Annotated in this window: 30 protein-coding genes, 1 tRNA gene and 1 pseudogene; 8 read left to right on the top strand and 24 right to left on the bottom strand. The window is 38.8% G+C overall.

Translation table 11 applies throughout. The features are described 5' to 3' along the window. Nucleotides 1-53 precede the first annotated feature (53 nt). Both HF078_RS16355 and HF078_RS16350 read right to left on the bottom strand, forming a co-directional pair. On the bottom strand, nt 54-197 hold the full coding sequence (locus tag HF078_RS16355; protein ID WP_169292108.1) for an acid-soluble spore protein N: 144 nt from the start codon (nt 195-197) through the stop codon (nt 54-56). A 67-nt stretch (nt 198-264) separates the two neighbouring features. Further along, nucleotides 265-399: an FbpB family small basic protein gene (locus tag HF078_RS16350; RefSeq protein ID WP_082153446.1), complete on the bottom strand. Its 135-nt coding sequence runs from the start codon at nt 397-399 to the stop codon at nt 265-267. Nucleotides 400-675: 276 nt separating this feature from the next. Here HF078_RS16350 and HF078_RS16345 point away from each other — a divergent pair, with 276 nt between their 5' ends. From HF078_RS16345 to HF078_RS21100, 3 genes are all read left to right on the top strand, one after another. Further along, a complete protein-coding gene (locus tag HF078_RS16345) occupies nt 676-1,134 on the top strand; it encodes a DinB family protein (RefSeq protein WP_169292107.1) in 459 nt (152 codons plus the stop codon). 14 nt (nt 1,135-1,148) lie between these two features. Then, on the top strand, nt 1,149-1,619 hold the full coding sequence (locus HF078_RS16340; protein WP_277350529.1) for a DUF1287 domain-containing protein: 471 nt from the start codon (nt 1,149-1,151) through the stop codon (nt 1,617-1,619). A gap of 62 nt (nt 1,620-1,681) precedes the next feature. Continuing rightward, nucleotides 1,682-1,843, top strand: coding sequence for a DUF1287 domain-containing protein (locus HF078_RS21100; protein ID WP_346775366.1), 162 nt, complete (start codon nt 1,682-1,684; stop codon nt 1,841-1,843). Nucleotides 1,844-1,882: 39 nt separating this feature from the next. Here HF078_RS21100 and HF078_RS16335 read toward each other — a convergent pair whose 3' ends face one another. The 3 genes from HF078_RS16335 to acnA all read right to left on the bottom strand — a co-directional run bounded on the left by HF078_RS16335 (nt 1,883) and on the right by acnA (nt 5,658). Further along, on the bottom strand, nt 1,883-2,392 hold the full coding sequence (locus HF078_RS16335; protein WP_169292106.1) for a TlpA family protein disulfide reductase: 510 nt from the start codon (nt 2,390-2,392) through the stop codon (nt 1,883-1,885). Between the two features lie 14 nt (nt 2,393-2,406). Then, the gene (locus tag HF078_RS16330) at nt 2,407-2,811 is read right to left on the bottom strand and encodes a hypothetical protein (RefSeq protein WP_169292105.1); all 405 of its coding nucleotides are present in this window, start codon (nt 2,809-2,811) and stop codon (nt 2,407-2,409) included. Between the two features lie 141 nt (nt 2,812-2,952). Then, complete coding sequence (acnA, locus tag HF078_RS16325) at nt 2,953-5,658, bottom strand: aconitate hydratase AcnA (protein WP_169292104.1); 2,706 nt, start codon at nt 5,656-5,658, stop codon at nt 2,953-2,955. Between the two features lie 296 nt (nt 5,659-5,954). On the opposite strand from acnA, the gene sspO reads away from it, so the two are divergent. Continuing rightward, nucleotides 5,955-6,104: a small acid-soluble spore protein O gene (gene sspO, locus HF078_RS16320; protein ID WP_010193533.1), complete on the top strand. Its 150-nt coding sequence runs from the start codon at nt 5,955-5,957 to the stop codon at nt 6,102-6,104. A 516-nt stretch (nt 6,105-6,620) separates the two neighbouring features. Here sspO and HF078_RS16310 read toward each other — a convergent pair. Next, entirely contained in the window at nt 6,621-6,887 is a 267-nt protein-coding gene (locus HF078_RS16310; RefSeq protein ID WP_169292102.1) for a hypothetical protein, read from the bottom strand. A 135-nt stretch (nt 6,888-7,022) separates the two neighbouring features. On the opposite strand from HF078_RS16310, the gene HF078_RS16305 reads away from it, so the two are divergent. After that, nucleotides 7,023-7,166 (top strand): small acid-soluble spore protein P, encoded by a 144-nt coding sequence (locus tag HF078_RS16305; protein WP_010193529.1) that lies wholly within the window; start codon nt 7,023-7,025, stop codon nt 7,164-7,166. Here the strand turns inward: HF078_RS16305 and selA are convergent. Together selA and HF078_RS16295 are read right to left on the bottom strand one after the other, a co-directional pair. Continuing rightward, nucleotides 7,150-8,547 carry an L-seryl-tRNA(Sec) selenium transferase gene (gene selA / locus HF078_RS16300; RefSeq protein WP_169292101.1) on the bottom strand — a complete coding sequence of 466 codons (1,398 nt, stop codon included), beginning with the start codon at nt 8,545-8,547 and terminating at the stop codon, nt 7,150-7,152. The genes HF078_RS16305 and selA overlap by 17 nt on opposite strands. Before the next feature lie 79 nt (nt 8,548-8,626). Further along, nucleotides 8,627-8,812: pseudogene (locus tag HF078_RS16295) on the bottom strand (Rdx family protein); the annotation flags it as partial. A gap of 220 nt (nt 8,813-9,032) precedes the next feature. On the opposite strand from HF078_RS16295, the gene selD reads away from it, so the two are divergent. After that, on the top strand, nt 9,033-10,097 hold the full coding sequence (gene selD, locus HF078_RS16290; protein ID WP_169292100.1) for a selenide, water dikinase SelD: 1,065 nt from the start codon (nt 9,033-9,035) through the stop codon (nt 10,095-10,097). Nucleotides 10,098-10,121: 24 nt separating this feature from the next. Here the strand turns inward: selD and selB are convergent, their stop codons facing one another. The 4 genes from selB to HF078_RS16270 form a co-directional block, all read right to left on the bottom strand. After that, entirely contained in the window at nt 10,122-12,011 is a 1,890-nt protein-coding gene (gene selB, locus HF078_RS16285; RefSeq protein WP_346775356.1) for a selenocysteine-specific translation elongation factor, read from the bottom strand. Continuing rightward, nucleotides 11,995-12,222, bottom strand: a complete 228-nt coding sequence (locus HF078_RS16280) for a spore germination protein (protein ID WP_169292098.1) — start codon at nt 12,220-12,222, stop codon at nt 11,995-11,997. Before HF078_RS16280 ends, selB begins: the two co-directional genes overlap by 17 nt. A 60-nt stretch (nt 12,223-12,282) precedes the next feature. Next, nucleotides 12,283-12,774: a hypothetical protein gene (locus tag HF078_RS16275; RefSeq protein WP_169292097.1), complete on the bottom strand. Its 492-nt coding sequence runs from the start codon at nt 12,772-12,774 to the stop codon at nt 12,283-12,285. Between the two features lie 164 nt (nt 12,775-12,938). Next, a complete protein-coding gene (locus HF078_RS16270; RefSeq protein WP_169292096.1) occupies nt 12,939-13,088 on the bottom strand; it encodes a hypothetical protein in 150 nt (49 codons plus the stop codon). 498 nt (nt 13,089-13,586) lie between these two features. On the opposite strand from HF078_RS16270, the gene HF078_RS16265 reads away from it, so the two are divergent. Next, nucleotides 13,587-13,757 carry a hypothetical protein gene (locus HF078_RS16265; protein ID WP_168865837.1) on the top strand — a complete coding sequence of 57 codons (171 nt, stop codon included), beginning with the start codon at nt 13,587-13,589 and terminating at the stop codon, nt 13,755-13,757. Nucleotides 13,758-13,792: 35 nt separating this feature from the next. Here the strand turns inward: HF078_RS16265 and HF078_RS16260 are convergent, their stop codons facing one another. The 8 genes from HF078_RS16260 to HF078_RS16225 form a co-directional block, all read right to left on the bottom strand. Next, a complete protein-coding gene (locus HF078_RS16260) occupies nt 13,793-14,497 on the bottom strand; it encodes a hypothetical protein (protein ID WP_169292095.1) in 705 nt (234 codons plus the stop codon). Next, entirely contained in the window at nt 14,494-15,249 is a 756-nt protein-coding gene (locus HF078_RS16255; RefSeq protein ID WP_169292094.1) for a hypothetical protein, read from the bottom strand. The genes HF078_RS16260 and HF078_RS16255 overlap by 4 nt, the downstream gene beginning before the upstream one ends. Continuing rightward, nucleotides 15,233-16,129 carry an ATP-binding cassette domain-containing protein gene (locus HF078_RS16250; protein ID WP_169292093.1) on the bottom strand — a complete coding sequence of 299 codons (897 nt, stop codon included), beginning with the start codon at nt 16,127-16,129 and terminating at the stop codon, nt 15,233-15,235. Before HF078_RS16250 ends, HF078_RS16255 begins: the two co-directional genes overlap by 17 nt. A 3-nt stretch (nt 16,130-16,132) precedes the next feature. Beyond that, nucleotides 16,133-16,513: a GntR family transcriptional regulator gene (locus HF078_RS16245; protein ID WP_169292092.1), complete on the bottom strand. Its 381-nt coding sequence runs from the start codon at nt 16,511-16,513 to the stop codon at nt 16,133-16,135. Between the two features lie 133 nt (nt 16,514-16,646). Next, nucleotides 16,647-17,138, bottom strand: a complete 492-nt coding sequence (locus HF078_RS16240; RefSeq protein WP_169292091.1) for a GyrI-like domain-containing protein — start codon at nt 17,136-17,138, stop codon at nt 16,647-16,649. Nucleotides 17,139-17,155: 17 nt separating this feature from the next. Continuing rightward, nucleotides 17,156-17,632: a GyrI-like domain-containing protein gene (locus HF078_RS16235; RefSeq protein WP_169292090.1), complete on the bottom strand. Its 477-nt coding sequence runs from the start codon at nt 17,630-17,632 to the stop codon at nt 17,156-17,158. Nucleotides 17,633-17,714: 82 nt separating this feature from the next. Beyond that, entirely contained in the window at nt 17,715-18,374 is a 660-nt protein-coding gene (locus HF078_RS16230; protein WP_169292089.1) for a DUF429 domain-containing protein, read from the bottom strand. 21 nt (nt 18,375-18,395) lie between these two features. After that, on the bottom strand, nt 18,396-19,157 hold the full coding sequence (locus tag HF078_RS16225; protein ID WP_169292088.1) for an AAA family ATPase: 762 nt from the start codon (nt 19,155-19,157) through the stop codon (nt 18,396-18,398). A 138-nt stretch (nt 19,158-19,295) separates the two neighbouring features. Here HF078_RS16225 and HF078_RS16220 point away from each other — a divergent pair. Next, a tRNA-Sec gene (locus tag HF078_RS16220) sits at nt 19,296-19,392 on the top strand. Nucleotides 19,393-19,476: 84 nt separating this feature from the next. Here HF078_RS16220 and HF078_RS16215 read toward each other — a convergent pair. The 4 genes from HF078_RS16215 to proB form a co-directional block, all read right to left on the bottom strand. Next, the gene (locus HF078_RS16215) at nt 19,477-19,833 is read right to left on the bottom strand and encodes a hypothetical protein (protein ID WP_169292087.1); all 357 of its coding nucleotides are present in this window, start codon (nt 19,831-19,833) and stop codon (nt 19,477-19,479) included. Nucleotides 19,834-19,988: 155 nt separating this feature from the next. Beyond that, on the bottom strand, nt 19,989-20,474 hold the full coding sequence (locus HF078_RS16210) for a hypothetical protein (RefSeq protein ID WP_169292086.1): 486 nt from the start codon (nt 20,472-20,474) through the stop codon (nt 19,989-19,991). A gap of 124 nt (nt 20,475-20,598) precedes the next feature. Then, nucleotides 20,599-21,858 (bottom strand): glutamate-5-semialdehyde dehydrogenase, encoded by a 1,260-nt coding sequence (locus tag HF078_RS16205; protein ID WP_169292085.1) that lies wholly within the window; start codon nt 21,856-21,858, stop codon nt 20,599-20,601. A gap of 398 nt (nt 21,859-22,256) precedes the next feature. After that, nucleotides 22,257-23,375: a glutamate 5-kinase gene (proB, locus tag HF078_RS16200; protein WP_169292084.1), complete on the bottom strand. Its 1,119-nt coding sequence runs from the start codon at nt 23,373-23,375 to the stop codon at nt 22,257-22,259. Nucleotides 23,376-23,407: the final 32 nt, after the last annotated feature.

The raw sequence follows: 23,407 nt of genomic DNA, 5'->3' as shown, positions 1-23,407 counted from the left end.
AGCTATATTCTTTACTCTTAAAGCATAAATAACACTTGAAAAAGTTGGATGCGTTATTCACCCTTTGTTTGAATTACTTGAGCATGTTTACCTGATGTATCTTGCATTTGCTTGCCTTTATTTCCGCCAGCTTCACGTGATTTTGTACCAATATGTGTTGGTTCCATACGTTTGCTGACTCTTTTTGGATTACTCATAAAAACATCCCTCCTACCTTTACTATCTCAAGGTGGAGGGATATTCATAACAAGAAATATTTGAAAGTTATTCTGCTGCTTTGTTTAACATTTTTTCTTCTAAGCGGTCTTCAATTTTACGGAGTGCCTCTTCGTCTTTTAATAACAGCTGTTTGTTCTCTAAAACAAGTTCTTCAAATGAACGTTTACGAATTCTTCTCATCGTCTCACCTACTTATTTATTATTGTAATAGTATTAATGTCCAAAATACTCAAAAATTATGATAACTTTCTGCGAAATTAACTAAAATCTCATGAAAATTAGAAGATGTCAGTGAAATAGAGATTTCTTAGAAAACTAGCTATTGTTTATATAACCGTTTTCAGAAAATTAAAAACTGGTATAAAAACCCACTTAAACGAATATATGTTCTTGTTTTACTTTCCTAGTTACTGTACACTTAAAAGTAAGAAAATTATAAAAAGTGGGGATATTTATATGAAATTGACAATTTCACCTTATCAAGCTTATCGAAATAATATGGAATTCTTTTATTCATTTTCAACCAAGGTGGAAGGCGAACTAAACCAACCAATACAAAAAGGAAAATGGTCTATCAAGGAAACCATCGGTCATATTTACTTTTGGGATTTATTTTTATTGAAAAATATGGTACCTGTAATGAAAGACAGCGGTGTTCTACCAAACTTTCCAGACCATGATGATTACAATAATAAAGCCATTCACTTCATAAAGTCTTTTTCCAGTACTAAAGATTTATTAGAGGAATTTGTTATTACTAGAAAGAAGTTATTAAGTAATATGGAAAAATTGAATCAAGAAGTAAGGTTCAGCATTGGAGATAATAAACGCAATTTTACTCCCCAATCATTCCTTAGCATGTTTGTGGAACACGATAGACACCATATGGAACAAATTAAAAGCATGGCTGACTGACTTGGAGGTGAGACATGAAGAAGAAAGCGTGGATTTTTATCGCATGTATCCTAATCTTCCTTTTATGCTTTACCTTTCTTTTTAAGGAAGGCATCATTTGGGACTATCTTGGAATCAATGTGTCTCTTCCTTTTACGAAAACGATAGATATCCCTTCCACTTTATCTGGCTCAGATCAAAATAATAATGGAATACCAGATCAGTTAGACATCGTTTATACTGCAAGAAAAGAGGTAGAGCAGCGTACACCTTATAAAAGTGTATATTATGACGGTGGTTATCCACCAGATACAGAAGGTGTTTGTACGGACGTGGTCTGGCGTGGTCTATTAGGAGCAGCAATAAACTTAAAGTATCTTATGGATAAAGACATTGCCGAAAACACAGAATTGTATCCCAGAGTCGGCGGTTCACCTGACCCTAATATTGATTTTAGGCGTGTCCCAAACCAATCTGTCTTTTTTGAAAGTATGCAGAATCATTGACCACTGCAGTTAAAAAAGGTGATATAGACAATTTAGAGCAATGGCAACCTGGTGACATCGTCGTGTTTCTTGGTGGAGATTTTGATCATGTTGGCATTGTTTCTGATAAACGTACGAAAGATGGTATACCATACATTATTCATAATACTTACCCCTTTGCATCTGAAATTAAGTTAACATCTTTTAAATCTCCGATAACCGGTCATTTTCGCTGGAAATTTTAAAAGAGGTTGCACAGAATTTTCACTGTACAACCTCCCTCATTAATTCATTTTCGCAACCTGTTCTTCCATCAATTCATATGTCATCGGTCCTAAATGCATATAGGAAATGACACCCTCTGAATCGATAAAGAAAGTAGATGGCATAGTCAAGACTTGATAGTGCCTAAAGATATCTTCCTCATCAAGAAGAATTGGAAAAGTATATCCACCCTCTTCTACATATTTCTTAACTGAATCTATACTTGGCTCGCTAGTAGTCAAGTTAACTGCAAGCATCACGACATCCTCATTGTCTGTGTGGAACTTTTGCATTTCTGGCATTTCAGCTCTGCACGGTCCACACCACGTAGCCCAGAAGTTCACAATGACCTTTTTTCCTTCATAATCAGAAAGTTGTGCTGTTTTTCCATCTAATGTACTAAGTTCAAAGTCCATTGCTTTGTCCCCTGGTTGTGTACCAGTGGCCGGATCTTTTTCTCCAAAAACCTGAAAGATAGCATAGCCACTTAATGCAACAAGAAAGGCAATTGCTATTATTTTTTTTACCATCTACATTCCCACCTTTATAATATTGCCATTATTCCGTAATAGCTAGAGATGATGATTATAATACTTGGAATCAAAATGATTGTTGAAGTTCTAATATGTAAGTTGGATTGATGAAGTTTCCAAAATAAGAACGCTGTTGTTACAAATGTTGCTAGATAAAAACCCCTTGTCCCCCCTGTGAAAAAGAGCAGTCCAAAAGGATTTGTCCATATAATGGACGGCCTGAATATAATAATACTGAATTTAAAGAAAAGGATCCATATCAGTAAACCAGTTATTAAATGATTCTCCACTGTTGTAACCAATTCCGGTTTCTCTCTAAGGTATATAGCAATATAAAGATATGCTAATAGACATGAAAAAAGAAGAACCAGATAAGACTTCTTTATTAGCAGCGGACCTAATTGAATGGCATCCATACTTTACTCCTTTACGGTGTATTACTATCATTTAACCATTTATATGAGTGTACGCTAGTTTAACCTATGTCAATTTTATAACATTTAATTCAAAAGAAAAAGCCGGCCTCGTGTTAAGAGACCAGCTTATGAATTGTTGAATTATGCTTTTAGCTTATCGCGCAATACCATACGCAGGATACCACCGTGACGGTAGTAGTCAATTTCTACTTCGCTGTCAAAACGAACAAGTGCTTCAAATTCTTTCTTGTTTCCTTCTTCGTCTGTAGCCGTAACTTTTACAAAGTCACGTGGTTTAACTGTTTCGTCAACAGCTACTTCAAACGTTTCTTTACCAGTCAAGCCAAGTACTTCTGCACTTTCGCCATCTTTGAATTGTAAAGGTAAAACTCCCATTAGAACAAGGTTACTACGGTGGATTCTTTCGAAGCTTTCCGCGATAACTGTTTTAATTCCAAGTAAGTTTGTTCCTTTAGCAGCCCAGTCACGAGAGCTTCCCATACCGTAGTCTTTTCCAGCGATGACCATAAGGCCAGTGCCTTCTTCTTTGTACTTCATGCAAGCATCATAAATGCTCATTACATCGCCCGTTGGCCAGTAAGTCGTCCAGCCGCCTTCTGTACCTGGAGCGATTTGGTTACGGATACGGATGTTCGCAAATGTACCACGCATCATTACTTCATGGTTACCACGACGGGAACCATAAGAGTTGAACTCGCGAGGAGTTACACCGTTTGCTTGTAGGTATTTACCTGCAGGCGTATCTTTTCCGATGGAACCAGCTGGAGAGATGTGGTCAGTTGTTACAGAATCTGCAAACTTACCAACTACACGTAGTCCAGAAAGTGGCTCTACAGTACCTGCTTCAGCAGTTAACCCTTCAAAGAATGGCGGGTTTTGAATGTAAGTGGAATCATTATCCCATGAGTACAACGCCTCATCGGAAGTCTGGATTTCATTCCAGCGCTTGTTGTCATCAAATACATGCTCATATTCTCTACGGAATAGCTCTGGAGTTACCGTTGATTTAACAACTTCTTTTACTTCTGTCATAGAAGGCCAGATATCCTTGAAGAATACATCGTTTCCATCTTTGTCTTTTCCGATAACATCGTTTTGAAGGTCAACATCGACATTACCAGCTAACGCATAAGCCACAACTAAAGGTGGAGATGCAAGGTAGTTACCTTTTACAAGCGGGTGAATACGTCCTTCAAAGTTACGGTTACCAGAAAGTACAGAAGTAACAAGCAAGTCATTTTCTGCTACTGCTTCTTCAATTTCGTCAGCTAGAGGACCGGAGTTACCGATACATGTCGCACAACCGTAACCTACGATGTTGAAACCTAATTGATCAAGATATGGTTGAAGTCCGGAATCGTGAAGATAACCTGTAACAACCTTTGAACCAGGTGCTAAAGATGTTTTCACGAAGCTTGGTACTTCCAATCCTAATTCCACCGCTTTTTTCGCAACTAAACCAGCAGCGATCAATACGTATGGGTTGGATGTATTTGTACAGGAAGTAATGGATGCAATCGCAATAGATCCTGTTTTCATTGTTGTTTTCTCACCAGAAGCCAATGTCACTTCTACCTCTTTAGCAATGTCAGTAGGAGTTAAACCATAGCCTTGGTTCCCTTGTGGAGCTACTAATGCATTGCGGAAAGTTTCCTGCATCATGGATAATGGCACAAGGTCTTGTGGACGTTTAGGTCCGGAAAGGTTTGGTTCGATTTCCCCAAGGTCGATATCTACTACATCTGTGTAGATAGGATCAGCGTCAGGGCTGAAGAATAATCCGTTTGCTTTAGAATACTCTTCTACCAATTTGATTTGCTCTTCGCTGCGTCCAGTTAAACGCATGTAATCAAGAGACTCTTCATCAACCGGGAAGAATCCACAAGTTGCACCATACTCAGGTGCCATGTTAGCGATCGTTGCACGGTCAGCTAGTGGTAATTCAGATACACCAGGTCCGAAGAACTCAACGAACTTACCAACTACACCATGTTTACGCAATACTTGCGTTACTTTTAATGCTAAGTCAGTTGCAGTTGTTCCGTTAGGTAGTGCACCTGTCAATTTAACCCCAACAACTTCAGGAACCGGGAAGTATGAAGGTTGGCCAAGCATACCTGCTTCTGCTTCGATACCACCTACACCCCATCCAAGAACACCGATACCATTGATCATCGTTGTATGAGAGTCAGTACCAACAAGCGTGTCAGGGAAGGCAACATACTCGCCATTCTCTTCTACAGCGTGAACAACGTTTGCTAAATACTCAAGGTTAACTTGGTGAACGATACCAGTTGCTGGTGGAACTGCACGATAGTTGTCAAAAGATTTCTTCGCCCAGCTAAGGAACTTGTAACGTTCTGCATTACGTTCAAACTCAAGCTTCATGTTAAAGTCTAAAGAGTCTGCTGTACCAGCTTTATCAACTTGTACAGAGTGGTCAATGACAAGATCAACCGGGATTTCAGGATTGATTTTCTGAGGATCTCCACCAACGTCAGCCATTGCTTTACGTAAAGACGCAAGGTCAACTACAGCTGGAACTCCTGTGAAATCTTGAAGAATAACACGGGAAGGCTTGAATGGTACATCCACGTCCTTCTGCTCGTCTGTTCCCCATTTTGCTAAGTTTTCAACGTGCTCTTTTGTGATAACACGGCCGTCTACTTGGCGTAGAACGGATTCTAATAATACTTTAATGGAGTATGGTAATCGGGATACGTTACCAATGTTTGCTTTTTCAAGCGCTTGCAAAGAATAGTAATGATACGTTTTGCCGTTCACATCAAAAGACGTGCGGGCATTAAAAACATCTTGCTTCGTCATATGTATTACCCCCTGCTACTCATAGTTTAATAGGACCTCGCTATGAACAATTAATAGGCATTGAAAAACAAGCTTTCTTTGATTCGGAAAGCGTTTGCGAATGTTTTTCTTTGAGACAAATTTCGAGTTGTTTCTCCCACCGAATAGTCCTTACAATATTATCTTAATACAACATTTCTCATAAGTAAATATCAATAAAGTTATCAAATCACATAAGTTACACTTATCTTTCATAATATTCCACAAATACATGACGTTCAAACCTCAGGAGAAACTATAAATGGAGGTGAAGCAAAGTGGCAAAAAGAAAATCGAACCATGTCATTGAAGGGATGAATAGTGCTAGCGGACAGGGCAAGGGTGCCGGGTACAATGAGGAACTTTCCAATGAGCCTTTGACAGAAGCACAAAAGCAGAATAATAAAAAACGTAAGAAGAATCAGTAATAGTAGTACTTATTGTTGTGAAATCAACTCCGATTGGTGGGGTTGATTTTTTGTATTTGTTATTTGCTGATCTCACTCCGTCAGTATGGGGTAAATAGTAGTTGCAAAATACAAATGTCCGAAATTTTTGGATATTTGACCGAAGTTTTGGTAAAAGTGACCGAAGATTCTGCGAAGTTGTCCAAAGTTTTTCGAAAAGTGACCGAACCAAATTTCTAATTGGCCGAACACCCAGCAAAAAATGTCCAAACTACCCCTATTAATTGTCCGAACTTCTCAAAATTCCATCGTTTTTTGACCGAAGATAGAACAAAAGTGACCGAACCATTTTCAACACCAAAAAAGCCAGACGTTTTTTCGCCCATTACAAGCATTTTCTCCTCGATTCCTAACAAAAGACCTTCAACAACCTATCTGTATTAACAACCACTCCACATCAGCACCAAAAAAACCAACCTAGAACCCAAACTACCGGTTCAAGGTTGGCCTAAACATGACCTCACACAATACAGCCTTCTACTCCAACGTATTCCCTTCCCCTTGCTGCATCAGACGTTGCAGATCCGCTTGAAATTGCATTAGTTGAGGGCGTTGTGTTTCAGATGCTACCTCTAGGGCATTGTTGATCTGTTCCATCGCTTCGTTCACTTCATTTTCTAATCGCTTGAAATCGTGCCCGTAATTTGGATCATTTCTGACAATTGCTTCGAAAACATCTCTTGCTTGTTCTGTTCCTTGTTGCGCTGCTTGGAAAGCTTGTTGTTTATCTTTATGATATGGCATATCTTTTCGCTCCTTTAGGTCAAAGTAAATAATAGCTCTACCTATACTGCCCGTCTAAAAGAAAAATATACCTCAGACAGTGGAGCATAAACCTGTCCGTTTTTCAAAAACTATAAGCAAAGGAGGAGATAAACCATGAACAAAAACAGTCACAAAGATATGGTCAGAAATCAGCCTAAAGATAATCAATCAGGCCAACCCGCACCTTTAAGCGGATCTCATAAAGTGAAAAACCGTCAGCATACCCGCCAAAAGCATAATTCTAGCCACGATATGTAAGCTCTATTTCACGAAAAGCTTTCGCAAGCTTGGGTATCTCCCCTTGTGTAATAGTTCGGAAATCCAGAATTACGTGTTGATCTTGGACACGAACAACTACACTTGGGGTACCTTTTCTTAATTCGTCTGCTAGAGCCTGCGCAGAAAGGGGCTCAAAGTTCACCTTAACCGCAATGGATGGCAGAGTCACATCAGGCATGGTACCCCCGCCTACCATTGACTCGACATCATAAATATCCCATTTAAATAATTCCAACTCTTTCACGGAATCTAGGAATATCATGGCTTTTTCGTGAACCTCTTCTGGCGTGAGAAGCATATCTCTAACAGCAGGAATACTTTCCGCTTTGTTATTAGCGTATGCCTGCATCGTCGCTTCTAAAGCAGCAAAGCTCATTTTATCCACCCTAAGCACCCGAGCTAATTGATGGCTTTTAAGTTGTTCAATCAGTTCTTTCTTGCCGGCAATAATTCCTACTTGAGGGCCGCCTAATAGCTTATCTCCACTAAAGGATACTAGATCAACTCCGGTTTGCACTACCTTTTTCACGACAGGCTCTTCTCCGATTCCCTTTGTCGAAAAATCAAAAAGCACACCGCTTCCTAAGTCTTCATAGACAATTAATTCTGCTTGGCTTTGTTTTAAACCGACAAGCTCCTCCGTTGAAACAGATCGAGTAAAACCAATTATCTTAAAATTGCTTGTATGTACTTTTAATACCATCGCTGTCTCGTCACTCAAAGCTTGTTCATAGTCTTTTAAATGAGTTTTATTAGTGGTCCCTACCTCTATAAGTTTGGCACCACTCTCCTCCATAATGGAACTAATCCGAAAAGACCCTCCTATTTCCACCAGTTGGCCTCTTGAAACAATCACTTCTTTTCCTTTACCAAAAGCATTCAGAATTAGAAATACAGCCGCTGCGTTATTGTTCACCACGATCGCCGCTTCTGCACCTGTTACTTCTTTTATTAACTCCTCCACGAGATCGTGCCTAGAGCCGCGCTTACCAGAATCTATATCAAACTCAAGATTGGAATAGTTCTCTGCAACTTCTACCACCCGGTTTATTGCCTCTTTGCTTAACCGAGCACGTCCTAAATTGGTGTGTAGGATGGTACCTGTCGCATTGATAACAGAGTGAAGGCTTGGTTTACTCTTTGTTTTCAATATCTCTTCTATTTCATCCCAAATGACACGAGTGAGATCTTTATCTATGAACAAACCATTTTTCACTTTATTTCTTACCGACTCTAATGCCTGTCTGATTACTGAAGTAAGTACGGTTTCATCTAGATTGTATTTTTTGCCTAGGAGCACAAATGAATGTTGGTTTTTTAATTCATGAACTGAAGGAATATTACGTAAAATTTCTTTCATATATCTCACCTTTTCCGTTGGATCCTTTTACTATTATACCGTAAGGAAAACGTAAAAGAGAAGGGTCGCCCCTTCCCTCTTACTTGTTCTCCAATTGTGCAATAATGTCTTCCGCTTTTGGGAACACACCTGTTTCTTTTTTCGAATAGATGTTTTCTCCATTAACCGATACTTCAAACTTTCCACCTGAACTAGGAATTAGTTCCATGGATGAGATGTCAGTTCGGAAATGAGTGAATAGTGATTCCGCGAAACTCGCGGCTTTTGGCGCGTAGTTTCACTGCATGCAAAATTCGATTGATACCTTGAAATTGCTCATGGTTATTCCTCCTATGCAAGTTTTCACTACGATGACCAAGATATTCCTTCTCAGTCATTAGTACTATCATAGTACAACTACTATCTTTTCGCAAAATTCAAATCTTTATCACTGGATAAGTGTTAAAAGTAAGAATATACTTTAATATAGACAGGAGGTGGGTAATATGACTGAACACGAAAAAGTTCGTTTAACATCACTATCGACGAAAGCTGGTTGAGGATGCAAACTTGGTCCTAGTGACCTCGCGCAAGTTTTGCGTGACTTACCTGCAAATAACCATGATCCTAATTTATTGGTTGGCTTTAGCACTTCTGATGATGCCGGAGTTTATAAAATTACCGATGAAATAGCCATGATTCAAACGCTCGATTATTTTACACCGGTTGTGGATGATCCTTACATGTTTGGACAGATTGCTGGTGCCAATGCATTAAGTGATGTTTATGCGATGGGAGGCACTCCAAAAACAGCTTTAAATATTGTCGGATATCCCATTAAGAAATTGGGTCCAGATATTTTACAAGCCATCCTTTCAGGTGCATTGGACAAAGTGAAGGAAGCTGGTGCAGTCATAGTTGGCGGACATTCCATTGACGATCAGGAGCCAAAATTCGGCTTATCCGTTACAGGTTTTGCCCATCCAGAACAGATATGGAAAAATACAGGTGCACGTCCTGGGGACGCACTAGTATTGACAAAGCCAATCGGGGTAGGCATTATAACTACCGCAATCAAAAGGGAAAAAGCAACGGATGCTCAAATTACTCTTGTAACGGAGACCATGGCGTCCCTAAACAAACATGCTGCTGAAACGTTGAAAGAATTCAGCCCGAATGCTGTGACAGACGTTACAGGCTTTGGCCTTTTAGGTCATGCGAGTGAAATCGCTCGCGGAAGCGGCGTAAGCTTACATATCGACCTGAAAAAGGTACCTGTGTTGACTGGAACATATGAGTTGGCAGAAGAGGGTGTCATACCAGGAGGATCTAAATCAAATCATCAATGGCTAAATAGCGATGTCCATTACCATGATTCCGTCACTCTACATGAACAACTTGTATTGTGTGACGCGATTACTTCAGGAGGCTTGCTTGTAAGCATGCCAGTAGCTGAAGCATATCAATATGTAAGTAAACTGAAAGAGCAGGATGTCCATGCTGCAATTATTGGATCTGTTTCAGAAAAAAGAGAAAAATGTATTTATGTAAACAACAACGGAGCTAACTGAATACTTCAGTAGCTCCGTTTTCCATTATATCCAATACCTAACAGAGTCCTCTCTTTTCGTGATCTGTAACGTATCTAATAATTCCATAAAAGGTATTAAATATTTGCGCGACAAACCGAGTACCTCTTTTACCCCGCTCAGTTCTAATTTTTCTGGATATACCATCTTTAACTTCGTTATGGAATCGTCTACATGTTGCACACTAACTACATGTTTGTCATCCAACGCATACATCCTTTTCTGCTTGATGAGGTAGTGTTGGAGTTCACGCAGCTCTTTTTCAGGAAGTCCCGCCTCATGTCCATATTCCAAATATGGCTGGGGAGTAAGACCGTCTCCTTCCAAACGCGACACTACTTGTTCCATCCTTTTTTTCCAAGAAGCTGGGAAGTGAGGTTTAAAGTCCGCATCAAACAACAAACTTTCGTGTCGCATAATCTTCCGGTCATCTTGAAGTGCTTGGAGAACATATGCTACTAGATCTTTAGGTACAGAATTTGAAAAATGTGAAAGTAATTCCGCTTTTGCAACTCCTGTTTTTAAAGGGTTGTGTTTATGAAAATCACGGATATAGTTTAATACTTGTTGTAAAGTAGCTTTTACATCTTCTAGACCTGAAAAGTAATGTTCTGTGATTTGAATCAGTTTTCCAGCTTCTAATAAAGAGTCTAACTCCTTTTTACTTAAGCCGGTTTCTTGTTGTAATACATTAATTTCTAACAACTTATTTTTACTTAGTGCTTGGTAGACTCTTTCTTCTGGGCTTCCTTCTTTCACTTTTTGAAGTGTTCGTATCGTGTTTTGGCCGAATTTATATTTAGAGCCTTTTGTTTGAATAACCCAACCACCGCCGACTGTCTCAACTGGAGTTGGTCTTCTTATAATTAACTTGTCTCCTCTTTTTGCTGTAATTTTTTCTTCTAATCGCAACTGACACAATACTTCTTCATGCGAATCTTGATAATCATTTCGATCAAAAAAGATGATTTTTCCCATTACTTCGGCTGTTCCAATATGTACTTTTAATACGCTTCTTTGCTTGATTGGATATTGAAGCTTCTTAATAAATGTTAAACATACATCAATGGTATCTGTTGGTTCATATGTTTGAGAATGAACAAGCACATCTCCTCGATTGATATCTTCAGCACTTATATTAGGAAGATTCACGGCAACTCGCTGACCCGCCATTGCTTTACCAACCATTTTACTGTGCACTTGCAACTGCCTTGCTTTTACAGGTACTCCTGAAGGAAGAATTTGAAGTTCGTCATCTGTGCGAATCAACCCTTCCATAATTGTTCCCCGGACAATCGTCCCTTGTCCTTTTATAGTAAATACCTGGTCGATCGGCAAACGGAACTCTCCACTTTCCTGCTTGACTGTTATGTTCTTTACTTGATCTAAAATCGTGTCCTTCAACTCATCGATGCCTATATTTTTTGTACTGTCTATAAAGACAACTGGCGCATGTTGAAATACGGAACCCTCTAACTCGTCCATGATTTCTTCTTTAACAAGCTCCAGAAATTCTTCTTCCACTTTATCTTTTTTGGTTATAGCGATAATACCTTTTTGAATCTGCAGGAATTTAACAATTTCCAAATGTTCTCTCGTTTGTGGCATTACTCCTTCATCTGCAGCGACAACCAATATGACCAGATCGATTCCAGAAACCCCTGCAATCATCTGCCGAACGAATCGTTCATGCCCTGGCACATCAATAATTGATAAAAGGGAGCCATCAGCCATCTTTAGAGGCGCATACCCCAGCTCAATGGATATCTGCCTCTCCTTCTCTTCTTTAAGCCTATCCGTATCCACACCGGTCAGAGCTTTCGTCAACGTAGTTTTGCCATGGTCAATATGCCCTGCCATTCCAATTGTATAGTGCTTATCAGTCAAACCCCTCACCTATTTCATCATTTATTTCTACATTTTTCTTGCCACACACATTAACGACACTAATCTTCGTAAAAGTTTTGATGCATTGTCCAAGATTTCCTGATCCCGACCCTGTTACACCAGTTTCTTCCGCTATTGGACAAGCTTTAAAGATATTGCCAAAGTTTACAACCCCACCGTTTACATTCTTTATCACTACTTTTTTTATACAACAACCCATCTACGCCACCCCTTTTTGATAGCGTATGACAGCATGTTTATGCTTGTATAGGTGGACGTCCTATTTTTTATAGTGTTGTTTCAAATATTGTTGCCACTCTTCTTCCGTCCAAGGTGTATGCTTGTTGTCTTGCAAAAAGCCCTTTTTCCATTGTCTTTTGATGTTTGCTACCTCATTCGCCTGGATGCTGCTTTGATTGAGCGCTTTCGCACGGATATCGTCCCAGTCAGGTTTTCGATCTTCAGGGGGAAGTGAAAGAAACGGGTCGAAAATCAGCTTCATGGCTAAAAGTAATAACATGAAACAAAGGGTAACCTTCACAAAAGTATGTATCGGGATAAAAAGAATGATTAGAGCGCACAAAACTAAAATTGTCCATATTTTTCCACTCAAATTCTTCATTATCTTTCTATTAACCTGACTGCTGTTCTGCACTTGAGTTTCGTATTTACTTTCTATTTCACAATCCACACAATACACTTCAATTTCTTGAGTGTCTCTATGATAACGCTCAACGAGAGCTTTTTTATGCTTTGTACAATACTGGTCCAAATTGTTCCTCCATTAAAACCGTCTTTGTTTATGATTATACCAATCAATTAGGGAAACTTGAAATGAAACTGAGGTAGAACGCAAAAGAAGCGTAACCAATAGTAGTTACGCTTCTCCCTTCTTGCTTTTCCATTATGTAGAATTGCAAGATACTTGTTTCGTTGTTAGAAATTTAATTTTACTGGATTAACTAATGCAGGTAAGGTCTCTGTTGAATCAGAAACATTCACTTCGATCACTTTAAAATCTGTTGCATATGTCTCTACTTTGTAGTCTGCAATTACCATTTGATCTTTTAAAATTAATTCCTTCATTTGTCATACTTCCTTTCAAAATTTTTATCACACAATGGAAAGTATATGCGCTTTGTTAAAAAATGTGACAGGGAAGTGTAAATATAGGTTGGGGCAGGTTTAAGGCGATGATACCTAAGGAAGGGGTTGGCTCAAAATGGTATGAAAATGGTCCCAAAAAGGGCTTTTTTAATGCAAATATCCCTGTTTTTTGTTGTGAATTTTTGGTTCGGTCACTTTTCTCAATAGTTCGGTCAATTTTGCTACCTTATAGTGGTTGGTTCAGACAATTCAATGCCCTTGTTCGGTCACAAAATTCTCGCCTTCGGTCAATTGAAAATTTTGTTCGGCCAAATTCATGAAATCTTCGGTCAACTTTCCAAAAACTTCGGTCAAATCTGTAAAATCTTCGGACATTTCCAAATCTCAGACGAAAATTAATAAGTTCTTTTTAGGGTTGTTCCATCGACAAAAGAGCATATGTTAAATAATAACTAATGTATCTAAGGGGGAGCATAATTGGAGACTTTCGGTAGAGGCTGTTTATATATCATCATTGGAATCGGTGTATTATTGCTTTTAGCTATTGTGACACAAAGTCACATCAATATACCTTTCTTTATAGCAATCCCACTGGTTATACTGGCTTTTTATATCGCAAAAAAGAGAACAGACGAGAAAAACAATTAACCCAGCATGAATGTACGACTCATGCTGGGTTTACTCTATTTTACTTCATCAACAAAAATTTTGTCTTGATCCCAGATTACATCAACATCCTTTGGTATCTTGATGTAAATGATGGGGCTACTCTGGGCACTGCCAGAACCTTGTACTTCCCAACGTTCCCCACTAAATTGTGTAAATGGAAACTCTGGGGTGAAAAATGCTAGATTTTTTTCAAAATATGGGGCGTTCTCCACTTCTATTATGTTACTAGTATAGTTAATCACTGGAAGGGGAAGTTCTTGTGAAAAATCATACTCATTTAATTCAAACTGCCCTTTATAAATTTGAATCTCTATTTCCTCCTGTAACTCCTCTGTTTTTTGGAATAATACACTATACTCTGCAAATCCAGCTTTATTTTTTATTTCAAGTTCTATGTCTTCAAGTGGATAAACATCAACACTTGCAAGGTACTTTTCGTCCACGTCTTCTTTATTCATTAGGTTCTCAAAAAGAAGAAATCCACTTTGGTTTTCTCCTTTCCTCTGAACCTCCATAAACTTCTCACCTGGAATCATAAAGTAGATAAACATTGAGACAAGCAAAGCAAATGCATATCCTCCCAATACATAAACGTTTTTCTTGATCGAAGTAGTAAATTTAACTCTTTTCATTCCTTTGGAGAAGAGAATATAGATGGCTACTATAACCCCGATAAATATCATAATGTTTATTATTAACATGTTTCCTATACTACTCATTGTCTGACCTCCATTCTGTTAAAGATGGCAACGGCGCTTGTGAACAAGAGAACCACAGTGAAAAATGCTTTAAGTACAAATGTAACTAGAGAAGATTCAAAGTAAAAGAATTCAACAACTGTAGCTAGACCGCTCACTTCACTGAACATATCTCCAATGAATAAATAGCCCACAATCACAACAGGAACCAATATTTTGAAAAGTGAAGACAGCCTAACCAACGTTCCTATAAAATATCCTGCTGCTCCGCATAGAAAAATGTAACAAAATGCTGTCACCAATCCAAAAAACAAAAAGCTATCCATACTCATTGAAATTGGAGAATAATAGAACAAATCAAATCTGGGGAGAAATAACAGAATCACTTTTAACAAAAATGTCGATAATAGAGCTGTAAAAGTTCCGATAAGACTGACCAAAACAATAAATAATATATTTGATAAATCACTACTCATTCTATTGCTAACAAAAGAAAAATCCTCATCCCTGTAAGTCTTTGATGTGATGATAATGGATACAATAAACACCCATAACATGGTAAAAACAAAAACTATATTGCCAGAATAATAGTGAAGATTGTAGCTTATTAGTTCAGAACCCCAACTTGAGTTTCCTACTCCATTTAGAGAGAACACTATAGCAATAAGCTGTAGAACGATTAAAGATATGAATACTCCAGAATAAGCGCCTATTTTATAAATAAATTGGTTTCTTACTACTTGTTCCAGAGTTACTTTATTTAAAGACATCATCAATCCCCCCTTTGTCATTACTTGTTAGATAGATGCATACGTCATTGGATGAAACTGGTGTTAGTTCAAACCCCAACTTATTTGCATCTTGGTTGATTTTTTCTGAGTAAACGTTTTTTATTACAACATAAATCATGGAAGCCCCGATTTCTTTTTTGTATAGCACTTCTTTGTCATCCAACCACTCTGTAAGTGCATTTGCGCTTCCTCTTACGCCAATTGCGTATTCTTTCAGTTCAGAAACAGAGACATGTAATAACTTCTGACCATTTTTCAAGAGAAGGATATCCTCAAGTAGATCCTCCATCTCTTCCAGATGATGACTAGATATGATGATACTTCTTGGGTTAGCGATATAATCTTTAAGCAACGCCCTGTAAAAATCTTTTCTGACGGAAGCGTCCATTCCTGTAGTTGGTTCATCAAACAATGTAAGCGAGCACTGTGATGCCAACCCAACAATCATGTTAAAAGTACTCTTCATTCCTTTGGACAAATCACTATGTCTCTGATTGCTCCTGAAAGAAAAATAGTCAAACAGCCGCTTTGCCAATACCCCATCCCAATTCGGGTAAAATTTTGCAGCTGCATCCAACACCTCTTCCAAACTTAATGCAGTTGGAAACGCCATTTGATCATCTACAAGTATGCTGTTGGCTGAGGCAAACAAGCTATTATATGGCTGTTCATCAAACACTCTCATCTCTCCTGAAGACTGCTTCTGAAAACCAGCCATTATTTTTAAGAGCGTCGTTTTTCCAGCACCATTTCTCCCAATCAACCCTGTTATTTTATTTTCATTGATTTGGAAACTCAAATCATTTAGTGCTCTTGATCGACCATATTCCTTTACCAATCCCTCACATTCCACTACTTTCATCTATTACTCCCCCTTGCTTTGTTTGCCTTCTTTTCTAACCATCTCAAGCAGTTCATCCATGCCTACATCTAGTTGTTCCGCCTCTGATACCAATTCAGTAACCAGTCTTTTTAACGTGTGTTCTCGCCTCTTTGTCAGAATGATAGCTTGTGCTGCTTCTGTCACAAACATGCCGAGCCCCCTTTTTTTGTATAAGACTTCCTCTTCGACTAATAATGTTAGACCCTTTGCTGCAGTTGCAGGGTTTATATTAAAGATTTCAGCTAATTGATATTGCGAATATACTTTTTGGTGCTGAAGGAAATTTCCGTTAAGGATTTCCGTCTCAAGCCATTCGGCAATTTGCACATATATCGGCTTTGTACCATCCGTGTTTAAGATCAAAGTTCCACCTCCATCCAACCATAGTGCATTAGTGTTGTAATGTAGTATATTATATTTACCAAAATAATGCAACGGCTAAAGAGGAAGATTTTTACACAAAAAAACGACACCAGCTAGTGGCATCGTTTTCTATTCATGATTTTAATTCAATTGGAATAAGGATTTCAAAATGTGGATCTTCTAGATCTCTATCGACAGGATACCTTTCATGTTTAATTGGAAGATCATCAAAATATTCTATACCTTTTTCCTTTAAAGGTTGATAGTCACACTCTTTCAACCATTGATATATTTCTGTATATGTCATACCGATATCTTTTCCTTTAGGGTGCGCAACCTTTAAATAACTCATCTCCGGAACAGTAACTTCAACCATTCCAGGTAGTAACTCCTGTTTTTCATCCACTTCAAAACCAGAGTAATGGATAAATCCATCTGACCTTAGGTGATAAGATAACCCTAATTGCGTATCTGGATTTTTTACATAACTTAGTTCGTTAACTCTGTTACTCATCTGTATAATTAGTTCTTTTAATTTTGGAACTTCCGCATAAGAACCTTCCCACTTAAGACCCATCGCGCGATAAGAAGGAATGGTTACTATTTCACCAACTAGTGTTTTCATTAAAGCATCCCCCTCTTTTAATCAATAATAGGAATATATAATTCTACTATTTCTTCTTCTACATCGTCTTCAAAATAAAAAACTTCCATTGGAAAAGCTTTCTCAAGACTTTCTTGACGAAATCCGTTACCCTTCATCCAGGAAAAGATTTTCTCATAGCCTTTATCTACCGTTTTGTTTGAGCAGCTTATTTTTGCGTATGTTGTCATGGGTATATTTATAGCCATCATTCCATTAGGTATGGAAGAAAATTCATTCACTTCCACACAGGCAAAATATGTTGCAACCAGACTGTTTGCCAGGTACGGACAATAAATTACATCACGATTTACTACATGCCTCACTTCGTCTCTTCTATTTTCGAAATCTTGTTGTACAGTCATGGCGACTTCAGGAAATGACTTTGGAAAATTACCTGTCGCACATTGACCAACTAATTGAAGTTTTCTTTGAACCACTTCACACTTAAATGTAGCAATAGAATTCTGAATCATACAGACACCAGCTCCTTTTTGGATAAATTCACCATTAATTAAATTCGATGTGAAAGAGAAATATCCTTTTCAAACATTGCATTTAACAACAATAATCATAAGGATGTAAAGGAGGTTGCGCAGAAAATATCCATTGTGGTTTTAGTGAGTGATCCGCCCAGTGCCATGCTGCCAATGCTGCTGCACAAGAATCGATGGAGTGACTTTCATTTTCTACCCCATTTGGCAGACCGATGACGTTTTGTTGTTCAAACCAGTTCTTAAGATATTTTCGTGATGAAGGATTTTGCTTATATGTAAGAACGTATTCTAATTCTTTTTCCATTACTCTTGTCCCCATCGCCGCTCCAGGATGTACTTCAACTATAGAAACGGGGAAAGTCGTACGGAGTTTCTCTATCTCTCTGGTGAGTTTGATCCCTCTTAATGTAAGGTATACCATTCTGGAGTATGTGGGGGGCATAATCGAACCTGACTTCATTCCAATGGAAACGATAAATTTTCGTAACTGTTTATCACTTATCCTGTCTCCACCACCATCCTGATAGGATAATGGCGCATCTATTCCGATGACGAGCTCATCAAATCTGCTTAAGTTTATAATTTCGTTTAGTATTTCTTTGTCGCTGATGTTAGAGATCATTTTTTGGAACATTAAATGATTTTCATTCTGTTTAAAAACGGTAAGCACAGTATCCTTATGATTACTTGGACCAGCCAAGTCCAGTCCGATTAAAATCATTTGACTACCTCCCTTTATAACTCATTCAGGCTGAAACAAGTGATGCAACATCCTATCCCTATCATCAAAAAACTGCTTCATAATCGTATAGTGTGGAGTTTCTTTCAAAGAGGTTTCACACATTCCGTCTTGAGTCAGTTCAAGAATTTTCGCATCAGGGTAAGCCATGACAATTGGAGAGTGAGTAGAGATGATGAATTGTGATCCTTCTTGCACCAGCTCGTTAATTCTGGCTAGCATAGACATCTGCCTGAGCGGAGATAAGGCTGCTTCCGGTTCATCCAGGATATATAAACCCTTTCCTTGAAAACGCTCCACAAATGCAGCAAAAAAAGATTCTCCATGCGATTGTTGGTGCAGTGATTTTCCTCCAAAAGAATCTATGATCCTTCTTCCGCCTCCTAGTTCCCGGTCCAATTCCTCAATATTAGTTGCGACATTATAAAAAGTCTCCGCTCTAAAGAAAAAGCTGTCTTCTGGTCTCTCTGCACCTTTTATAACACGTAAATAATTGTCTAATTCTGAATGGGAGTCATAGCTTGTAAAGTTAAAATTCAACGTTCCACCCTCAGGGTTAAAGCCCAAAGCAATAGCAATTCCTTCAAGCAACGTGGATTTACCCATTCCATTTTCTCCGATGATGTAGGTGACATTAGGATGAAGATGAAGTGTGTTCAAGTCTTTTATTACTGGAAGGTTGAAAGGGAAGTGACCGAATGAAGGAATGGATTCTCTTTTCAATGTGATACCTCTTATGTATTGCGTATCTTTCATTAATTTCAACTTTTTCTCCCTCCTTTTTGCAAATTAGATTTCTTGGTAAATAATGTACCACAACCGAACAAATGTTTCCACCATTGTGAGGAAGATTCCTATTGCATTCTTCCATAGCAAAAAGTAAAATGGTACTATCCACAGTATGGGGCTGATTGCAATGCTGGTGCTTGTCTCGGTCTTCAAAACCGCTTGTGAGGCGCGTGCCGTCTCAGGTGGGTTCGATTCCCACGCAGTCCCGCCATACATAATCTTCAAGTACTCATTACACCTATCGAGAAATATTTTTCTCACATAAAAAATGACAGGAACAAGTCCTGCCATTTTTTTAAGGGGTAATGTTACTCTGCATAGCCATTTCAGGATTTCTCCCAAACATTACATAGTCCGTGGAAATTGGTAAAATGTCGATAATGCTATTAAAGTTCAATAGATTATCAAACTGAGTTCCTCTCACTGTAACAATTTGAGTTTTACTGTAAATATCGCCATTGAAATTAGTAGACATCACAATACCATTCAAGAACGGATTTTCTTCACTTCCGTAGAAAATGGTTCTTGTCTGTCCTGGAGCTAATGTGAATACCACTTCTCCTGCAAAATTAGCTGGATTGCTTCCCTGACGGACTAGGAGGACTATTTGCAAGCTGGCTGCACTACGGTTGTTAAATGTTTTTTCTGCCATTTTTTTCACCCCCTTTTCTTTGTAATTACTATATATTATTCTAGTAATTTCAAATTGCTAGGGTAAATATAATAGTCAAATCTATTAAATTTCAAAAAAAATAAAAGAACACCATCGCATTCTAAATTCAGAATACAAAGGTGTTTCTTAAATTATTAATCTTTATTATTCTCAAACCAACCTACCAATTCTTCTGGCCACTTATCTTCATTTATTATCTTCGGTGTAAAGCCGCCCATTTCAATTAGGATATACCTTGCTGAAGTCTTTATTATAAAGAAATCTTCCTTTGGAGTCGGAATGATCTTTTCTATTTCAACATCATGTTTTTGTAGAAAACCCTTGATATCATCTTCTTCCTTCGTGCTCATCGGCTGTGAAGGTGAATCAAAAAGTGTATCGTTTGAACTCCGTGCCATTTTTCTACGTCTTTTTGGTATGTTCTCGTTGATTACTTCTAAAATTCGAATGATTTCAGACAGCCCAATTAAAACCATTCCTGTAACAAGTGAACCAAGAAAAGTAGTAACAAAAAATAAAAAACTGTTGGTTTGTGATCCACCAATAATCCCTAACAACAATCCTAGTGCTATTACTATACTACCAACTACTTTAAGTACTGCACCTATCTGATTTTGCATAATATCTCCCCTTTTCTCTCTATACACTATGTATTCCACTTTCGACAAAAAAATCCTCTTTTGGCGAAAAATGTTTATTAAAAAGAGCCCTGCCCATATAGGCAAGACTCTTGTAAAAACATTATTATCTAATTTGACCGTCACCAGTCATTTGGTATTTAACCGTTGTTAATGCAGGTAATCCCATCGGACCACGAGCATGAAGTTTTTGGGTTGAAATACCAATTTCAGCACCGAATCCTAAAGCTCCACCGTCTGTGAAACGTGTGGAAGCGTTATGGTAAACAGCTGCTGCATCTACAAGCTTCATGAACTTGTTGGCAGTTTCTTTGTTTTCTGTGATGATAGCTTCGGAATGCTTCGTACCATATTCATCAATATGTGCGATTGCCTCGTCGATATCAGAAACCACTTTCACTGCAATGTCCAAGCTTAAATACTCGTTTGTCCAATCTTCTTCCCCAGCCTTAACTGCTCCAGGAATTGTTTCAACAACTGTGTTGTCTCCATGAACCGTGATGCCATTTTCTTTAAACATATTGATTAGTGAAGATTTGTTCGCGTGGAACCAAGACTCATGCACAATTAGTGTCTCTGCTGCGTTACAAACCGCCGGACGGTCCGTTTTGGCATTAACCACAATAGATAATGCTTTCTCCAAATCCGCATCCTTGTCAATATAAAGGTGGCAATTTCCTACACCTGTCTCTAGAACAGGTACTGTAGCATTTTCTACGACTGCATTAATTAGAGACGCTCCTCCACGAGGGATTAAGACATCAATATGCTCTTTCATCGTGAACAACTCTTGAGTTGCTTTGCGGTCCGTACTTGCAATAAATTGCACCGCTTCTTCTGGGATAGAAGTGGTCTTTAACGCTTTGTGAATTACATCTACAATAGCCTGGTTGGAGTTGATCGCAGATGATCCGCCTTTTAATACAATCGCATTACCGGATTTCAACGCAAGTCCAGTCGCATCAACTGTTACGTTTGGACGTGCTTCATAGATCATGCCGATAACTCCAAGTGGTACGCGGACTTTTTCTACTTGCAAGCCGTTATCCAAAGTCCAGTCCGAAAGGATGTCACCAACAGGATCTTCAAGTTCAGCAACTTCTCTTAGGCCATTAGCAAAATCTGCAATTCGGTCTTCGGATAGTGCCAAGCGGTCCATATAAGCATCTGTATAGCCTTTTTCGCGTCCTTTGTCCAAATCCTTATTATTGGCTTCAAGGATATGGGATACGTTGCTTTCCAAAGTGTTAGCAATATGCTTAAGAATATCGTTCTTTTCTTCTGTTGTCAGTAGGCTTACTACCTTTGCTGCTTTCTTCGCTTCCTTTGCTTGTGATTCTACATTTGTCTCTACTAATAAAGACATCAAATTCCTCCTAATTTTTATTTCCATACTTAAACCGCTGTTGATTGGCGAACCGGGCTTCGCTTTCCACCAGGCGCTTGTGGAACCTCCTCGGCTTTACCCGAGGCCACTGAAAAAGTCTTGATTTTAGTTATTTTATAAACACCGCTGTTGATTTCCGCAAATGGCTTCGCTTTCCTAGGGGTACTGCTGGAGCCTCCTCGGCTACGCCTGCGGGGTCTCCACCTAGCACTTGCTCCCTCAGGAGTCTTCGCCTTTTGCTCCAATCACCAGCTAGGAATCATATAAAACTTTACGTTATCAGTTTTCCAGTGGCCTCGCTTTACCTGCGGGGTCTCCGCTCACCTCTACCTAACGTAGGAGTCAACGCCCGTTGCTCCAATCATCAGCTACGATTTCTAAATCCCAACCGGAATGGATGCTTCTAAATGACATACTAAATCGTCATTTTTTACAACTTCTTCTGCATATTTATCTTGAGTTTGATCATACTCTCTTAATTGTTCGGAGGAGTAGTTAACCACTCCAAGTCCGATTCTATTTCCATCAAAGTCCAGAATTCTTACCACAGAGCCTTCTTGGAAGTAGCCTTTCACTTTACTGATGCTTGATGGTAATAATCGCTTTTTGCCTAGCATGGAAACGTCGGCACCTTCTGCTAGTACTACTTCTCCCTCAGGTCCTGAGTTAAACGCAATCCATTGCTTCTTGTGATTTAAATTCACTGCAGAATCCTTCGATTCAAAATACGTTCCAGTTGCTTCTTTTTCCACTGCTTGAAGTAGAATGTTTGGTACTCCTGCTTTTCCTAAGAAGGCAGGGATTCCGGATGCCATGGCAATCTTCACGGCATCAATTTTTGATTTCATTCCGCCTGTACCTACGGAGCTTCCAGGATCTCCTGCTGCCTCTTCGATTTCAGGGGTGATTTCTTCCACCTTGCGTAAAAGAGTGGCATCCGGATTTTTGCGCGGATCTGCATCATACAATCCGTCGATATCAGATAAAATTAACAACATATCTGCATCTACAAGTCCTGCCACTTTAGCAGAAAGTGTATCGTTATCCCCGAATTTCAGACGGTTTACCGTGACGGTGTCATTTTCATTGACGATCGGTACAATACCACGCTCTAAAAGAACATTCGCGGTGTTGCGCGCGTTATTGTAGCGATTTTCATCCGAAAAATCTTCTCTTGTAATAAGAATTTGAGAGGCTACGTACCCGTTAGATAAAAACAGTTCGCTATAAGCCTCCATCAACAAGCCCTGTCCAATGGACGCTGCCGCTTGTTTTTCCGGTAAACTTGTTGGTCGATCCAGGCAGCCTAGTTTTCTATATCCGGCTGCTACTGCACCTGAAGAAACCAATAAGACTTCATAGCCTTGATCCTTCAGTTGAGCAACTTCATCAACAAGCCTTTCTAGTTTTCTTCTGCTAATTTCACCATGTGAACTTGTCAATGAACTGCTTCCAATTTTTATTACTACCCGTTTTGTCTTATTATCGGGGGTCATTCAATCACTCCTGTTATAACATAGTTGTAAAA

This window comes from Bacillus sp. RO2 (genome assembly GCF_012911845.1).
GTDB lineage: Bacteria > Bacillota > Bacilli > Bacillales > Bacillaceae_I > Sutcliffiella_A.
Note: the sequence above shows the minus strand (reverse complement) of the source record. Positions and strands in the feature narration are given on the sequence as shown.

Coding starts and splice junctions, on each gene's coding strand:
- acnA (WP_169292104.1), bottom strand. CDS start 5,658: ATGACGAAGCAAGATGTTTTTAATGCCCGCACGTCTTTTGATGTGAAC.
- HF078_RS16355 (WP_169292108.1), bottom strand. CDS start 197: ATGAGTAATCCAAAAAGAGTCAGCAAACGTATGGAACCAACACATATT.
- HF078_RS16240 (WP_169292091.1), bottom strand. CDS start 17,138: ATGAAAACACTAGTTGGTGAAATAGTAACCATTCCTTCTTATCGCGCG.
- HF078_RS16305 (WP_010193529.1), top strand. CDS start 7,023: ATGAACAAAAACAGTCACAAAGATATGGTCAGAAATCAGCCTAAAGAT.
- HF078_RS16230 (WP_169292089.1), bottom strand. CDS start 18,374: ATGATTTTAATCGGACTGGACTTGGCTGGTCCAAGTAATCATAAGGAT.
- HF078_RS16340 (WP_277350529.1), top strand. CDS start 1,149: ATGAAGAAGAAAGCGTGGATTTTTATCGCATGTATCCTAATCTTCCTT.
- proB (WP_169292084.1), bottom strand. CDS start 23,375: ATGACCCCCGATAATAAGACAAAACGGGTAGTAATAAAAATTGGAAGC.
- selA (WP_169292101.1), bottom strand. CDS start 8,547: ATGAAAGAAATTTTACGTAATATTCCTTCAGTTCATGAATTAAAAAAC.
- HF078_RS16255 (WP_169292094.1), bottom strand. CDS start 15,249: ATGATGTCTTTAAATAAAGTAACTCTGGAACAAGTAGTAAGAAACCAA.
- HF078_RS16210 (WP_169292086.1), bottom strand. CDS start 20,474: ATGCAAAATCAGATAGGTGCAGTACTTAAAGTAGTTGGTAGTATAGTA.
- HF078_RS16330 (WP_169292105.1), bottom strand. CDS start 2,811: ATGGATGCCATTCAATTAGGTCCGCTGCTAATAAAGAAGTCTTATCTG.
- HF078_RS16310 (WP_169292102.1), bottom strand. CDS start 6,887: ATGCCATATCATAAAGATAAACAACAAGCTTTCCAAGCAGCGCAACAA.
- HF078_RS16260 (WP_169292095.1), bottom strand. CDS start 14,497: ATGAGTAGTATAGGAAACATGTTAATAATAAACATTATGATATTTATC.
- HF078_RS16270 (WP_169292096.1), bottom strand. CDS start 13,088: ATGAAGGAATTAATTTTAAAAGATCAAATGGTAATTGCAGACTACAAA.
- HF078_RS16205 (WP_169292085.1), bottom strand. CDS start 21,858: ATGTCTTTATTAGTAGAGACAAATGTAGAATCACAAGCAAAGGAAGCG.
- HF078_RS16250 (WP_169292093.1), bottom strand. CDS start 16,129: ATGAAAGTAGTGGAATGTGAGGGATTGGTAAAGGAATATGGTCGATCA.
- HF078_RS16235 (WP_169292090.1), bottom strand. CDS start 17,632: ATGATTCAGAATTCTATTGCTACATTTAAGTGTGAAGTGGTTCAAAGA.
- HF078_RS16335 (WP_169292106.1), bottom strand. CDS start 2,392: ATGGTAAAAAAAATAATAGCAATTGCCTTTCTTGTTGCATTAAGTGGC.
- HF078_RS16280 (WP_169292098.1), bottom strand. CDS start 12,222: ATGGGTTGTTGTATAAAAAAAGTAGTGATAAAGAATGTAAACGGTGGG.
- HF078_RS16215 (WP_169292087.1), bottom strand. CDS start 19,833: ATGGCAGAAAAAACATTTAACAACCGTAGTGCAGCCAGCTTGCAAATA.
- HF078_RS16350 (WP_082153446.1), bottom strand. CDS start 399: ATGAGAAGAATTCGTAAACGTTCATTTGAAGAACTTGTTTTAGAGAAC.
- HF078_RS16345 (WP_169292107.1), top strand. CDS start 676: ATGAAATTGACAATTTCACCTTATCAAGCTTATCGAAATAATATGGAA.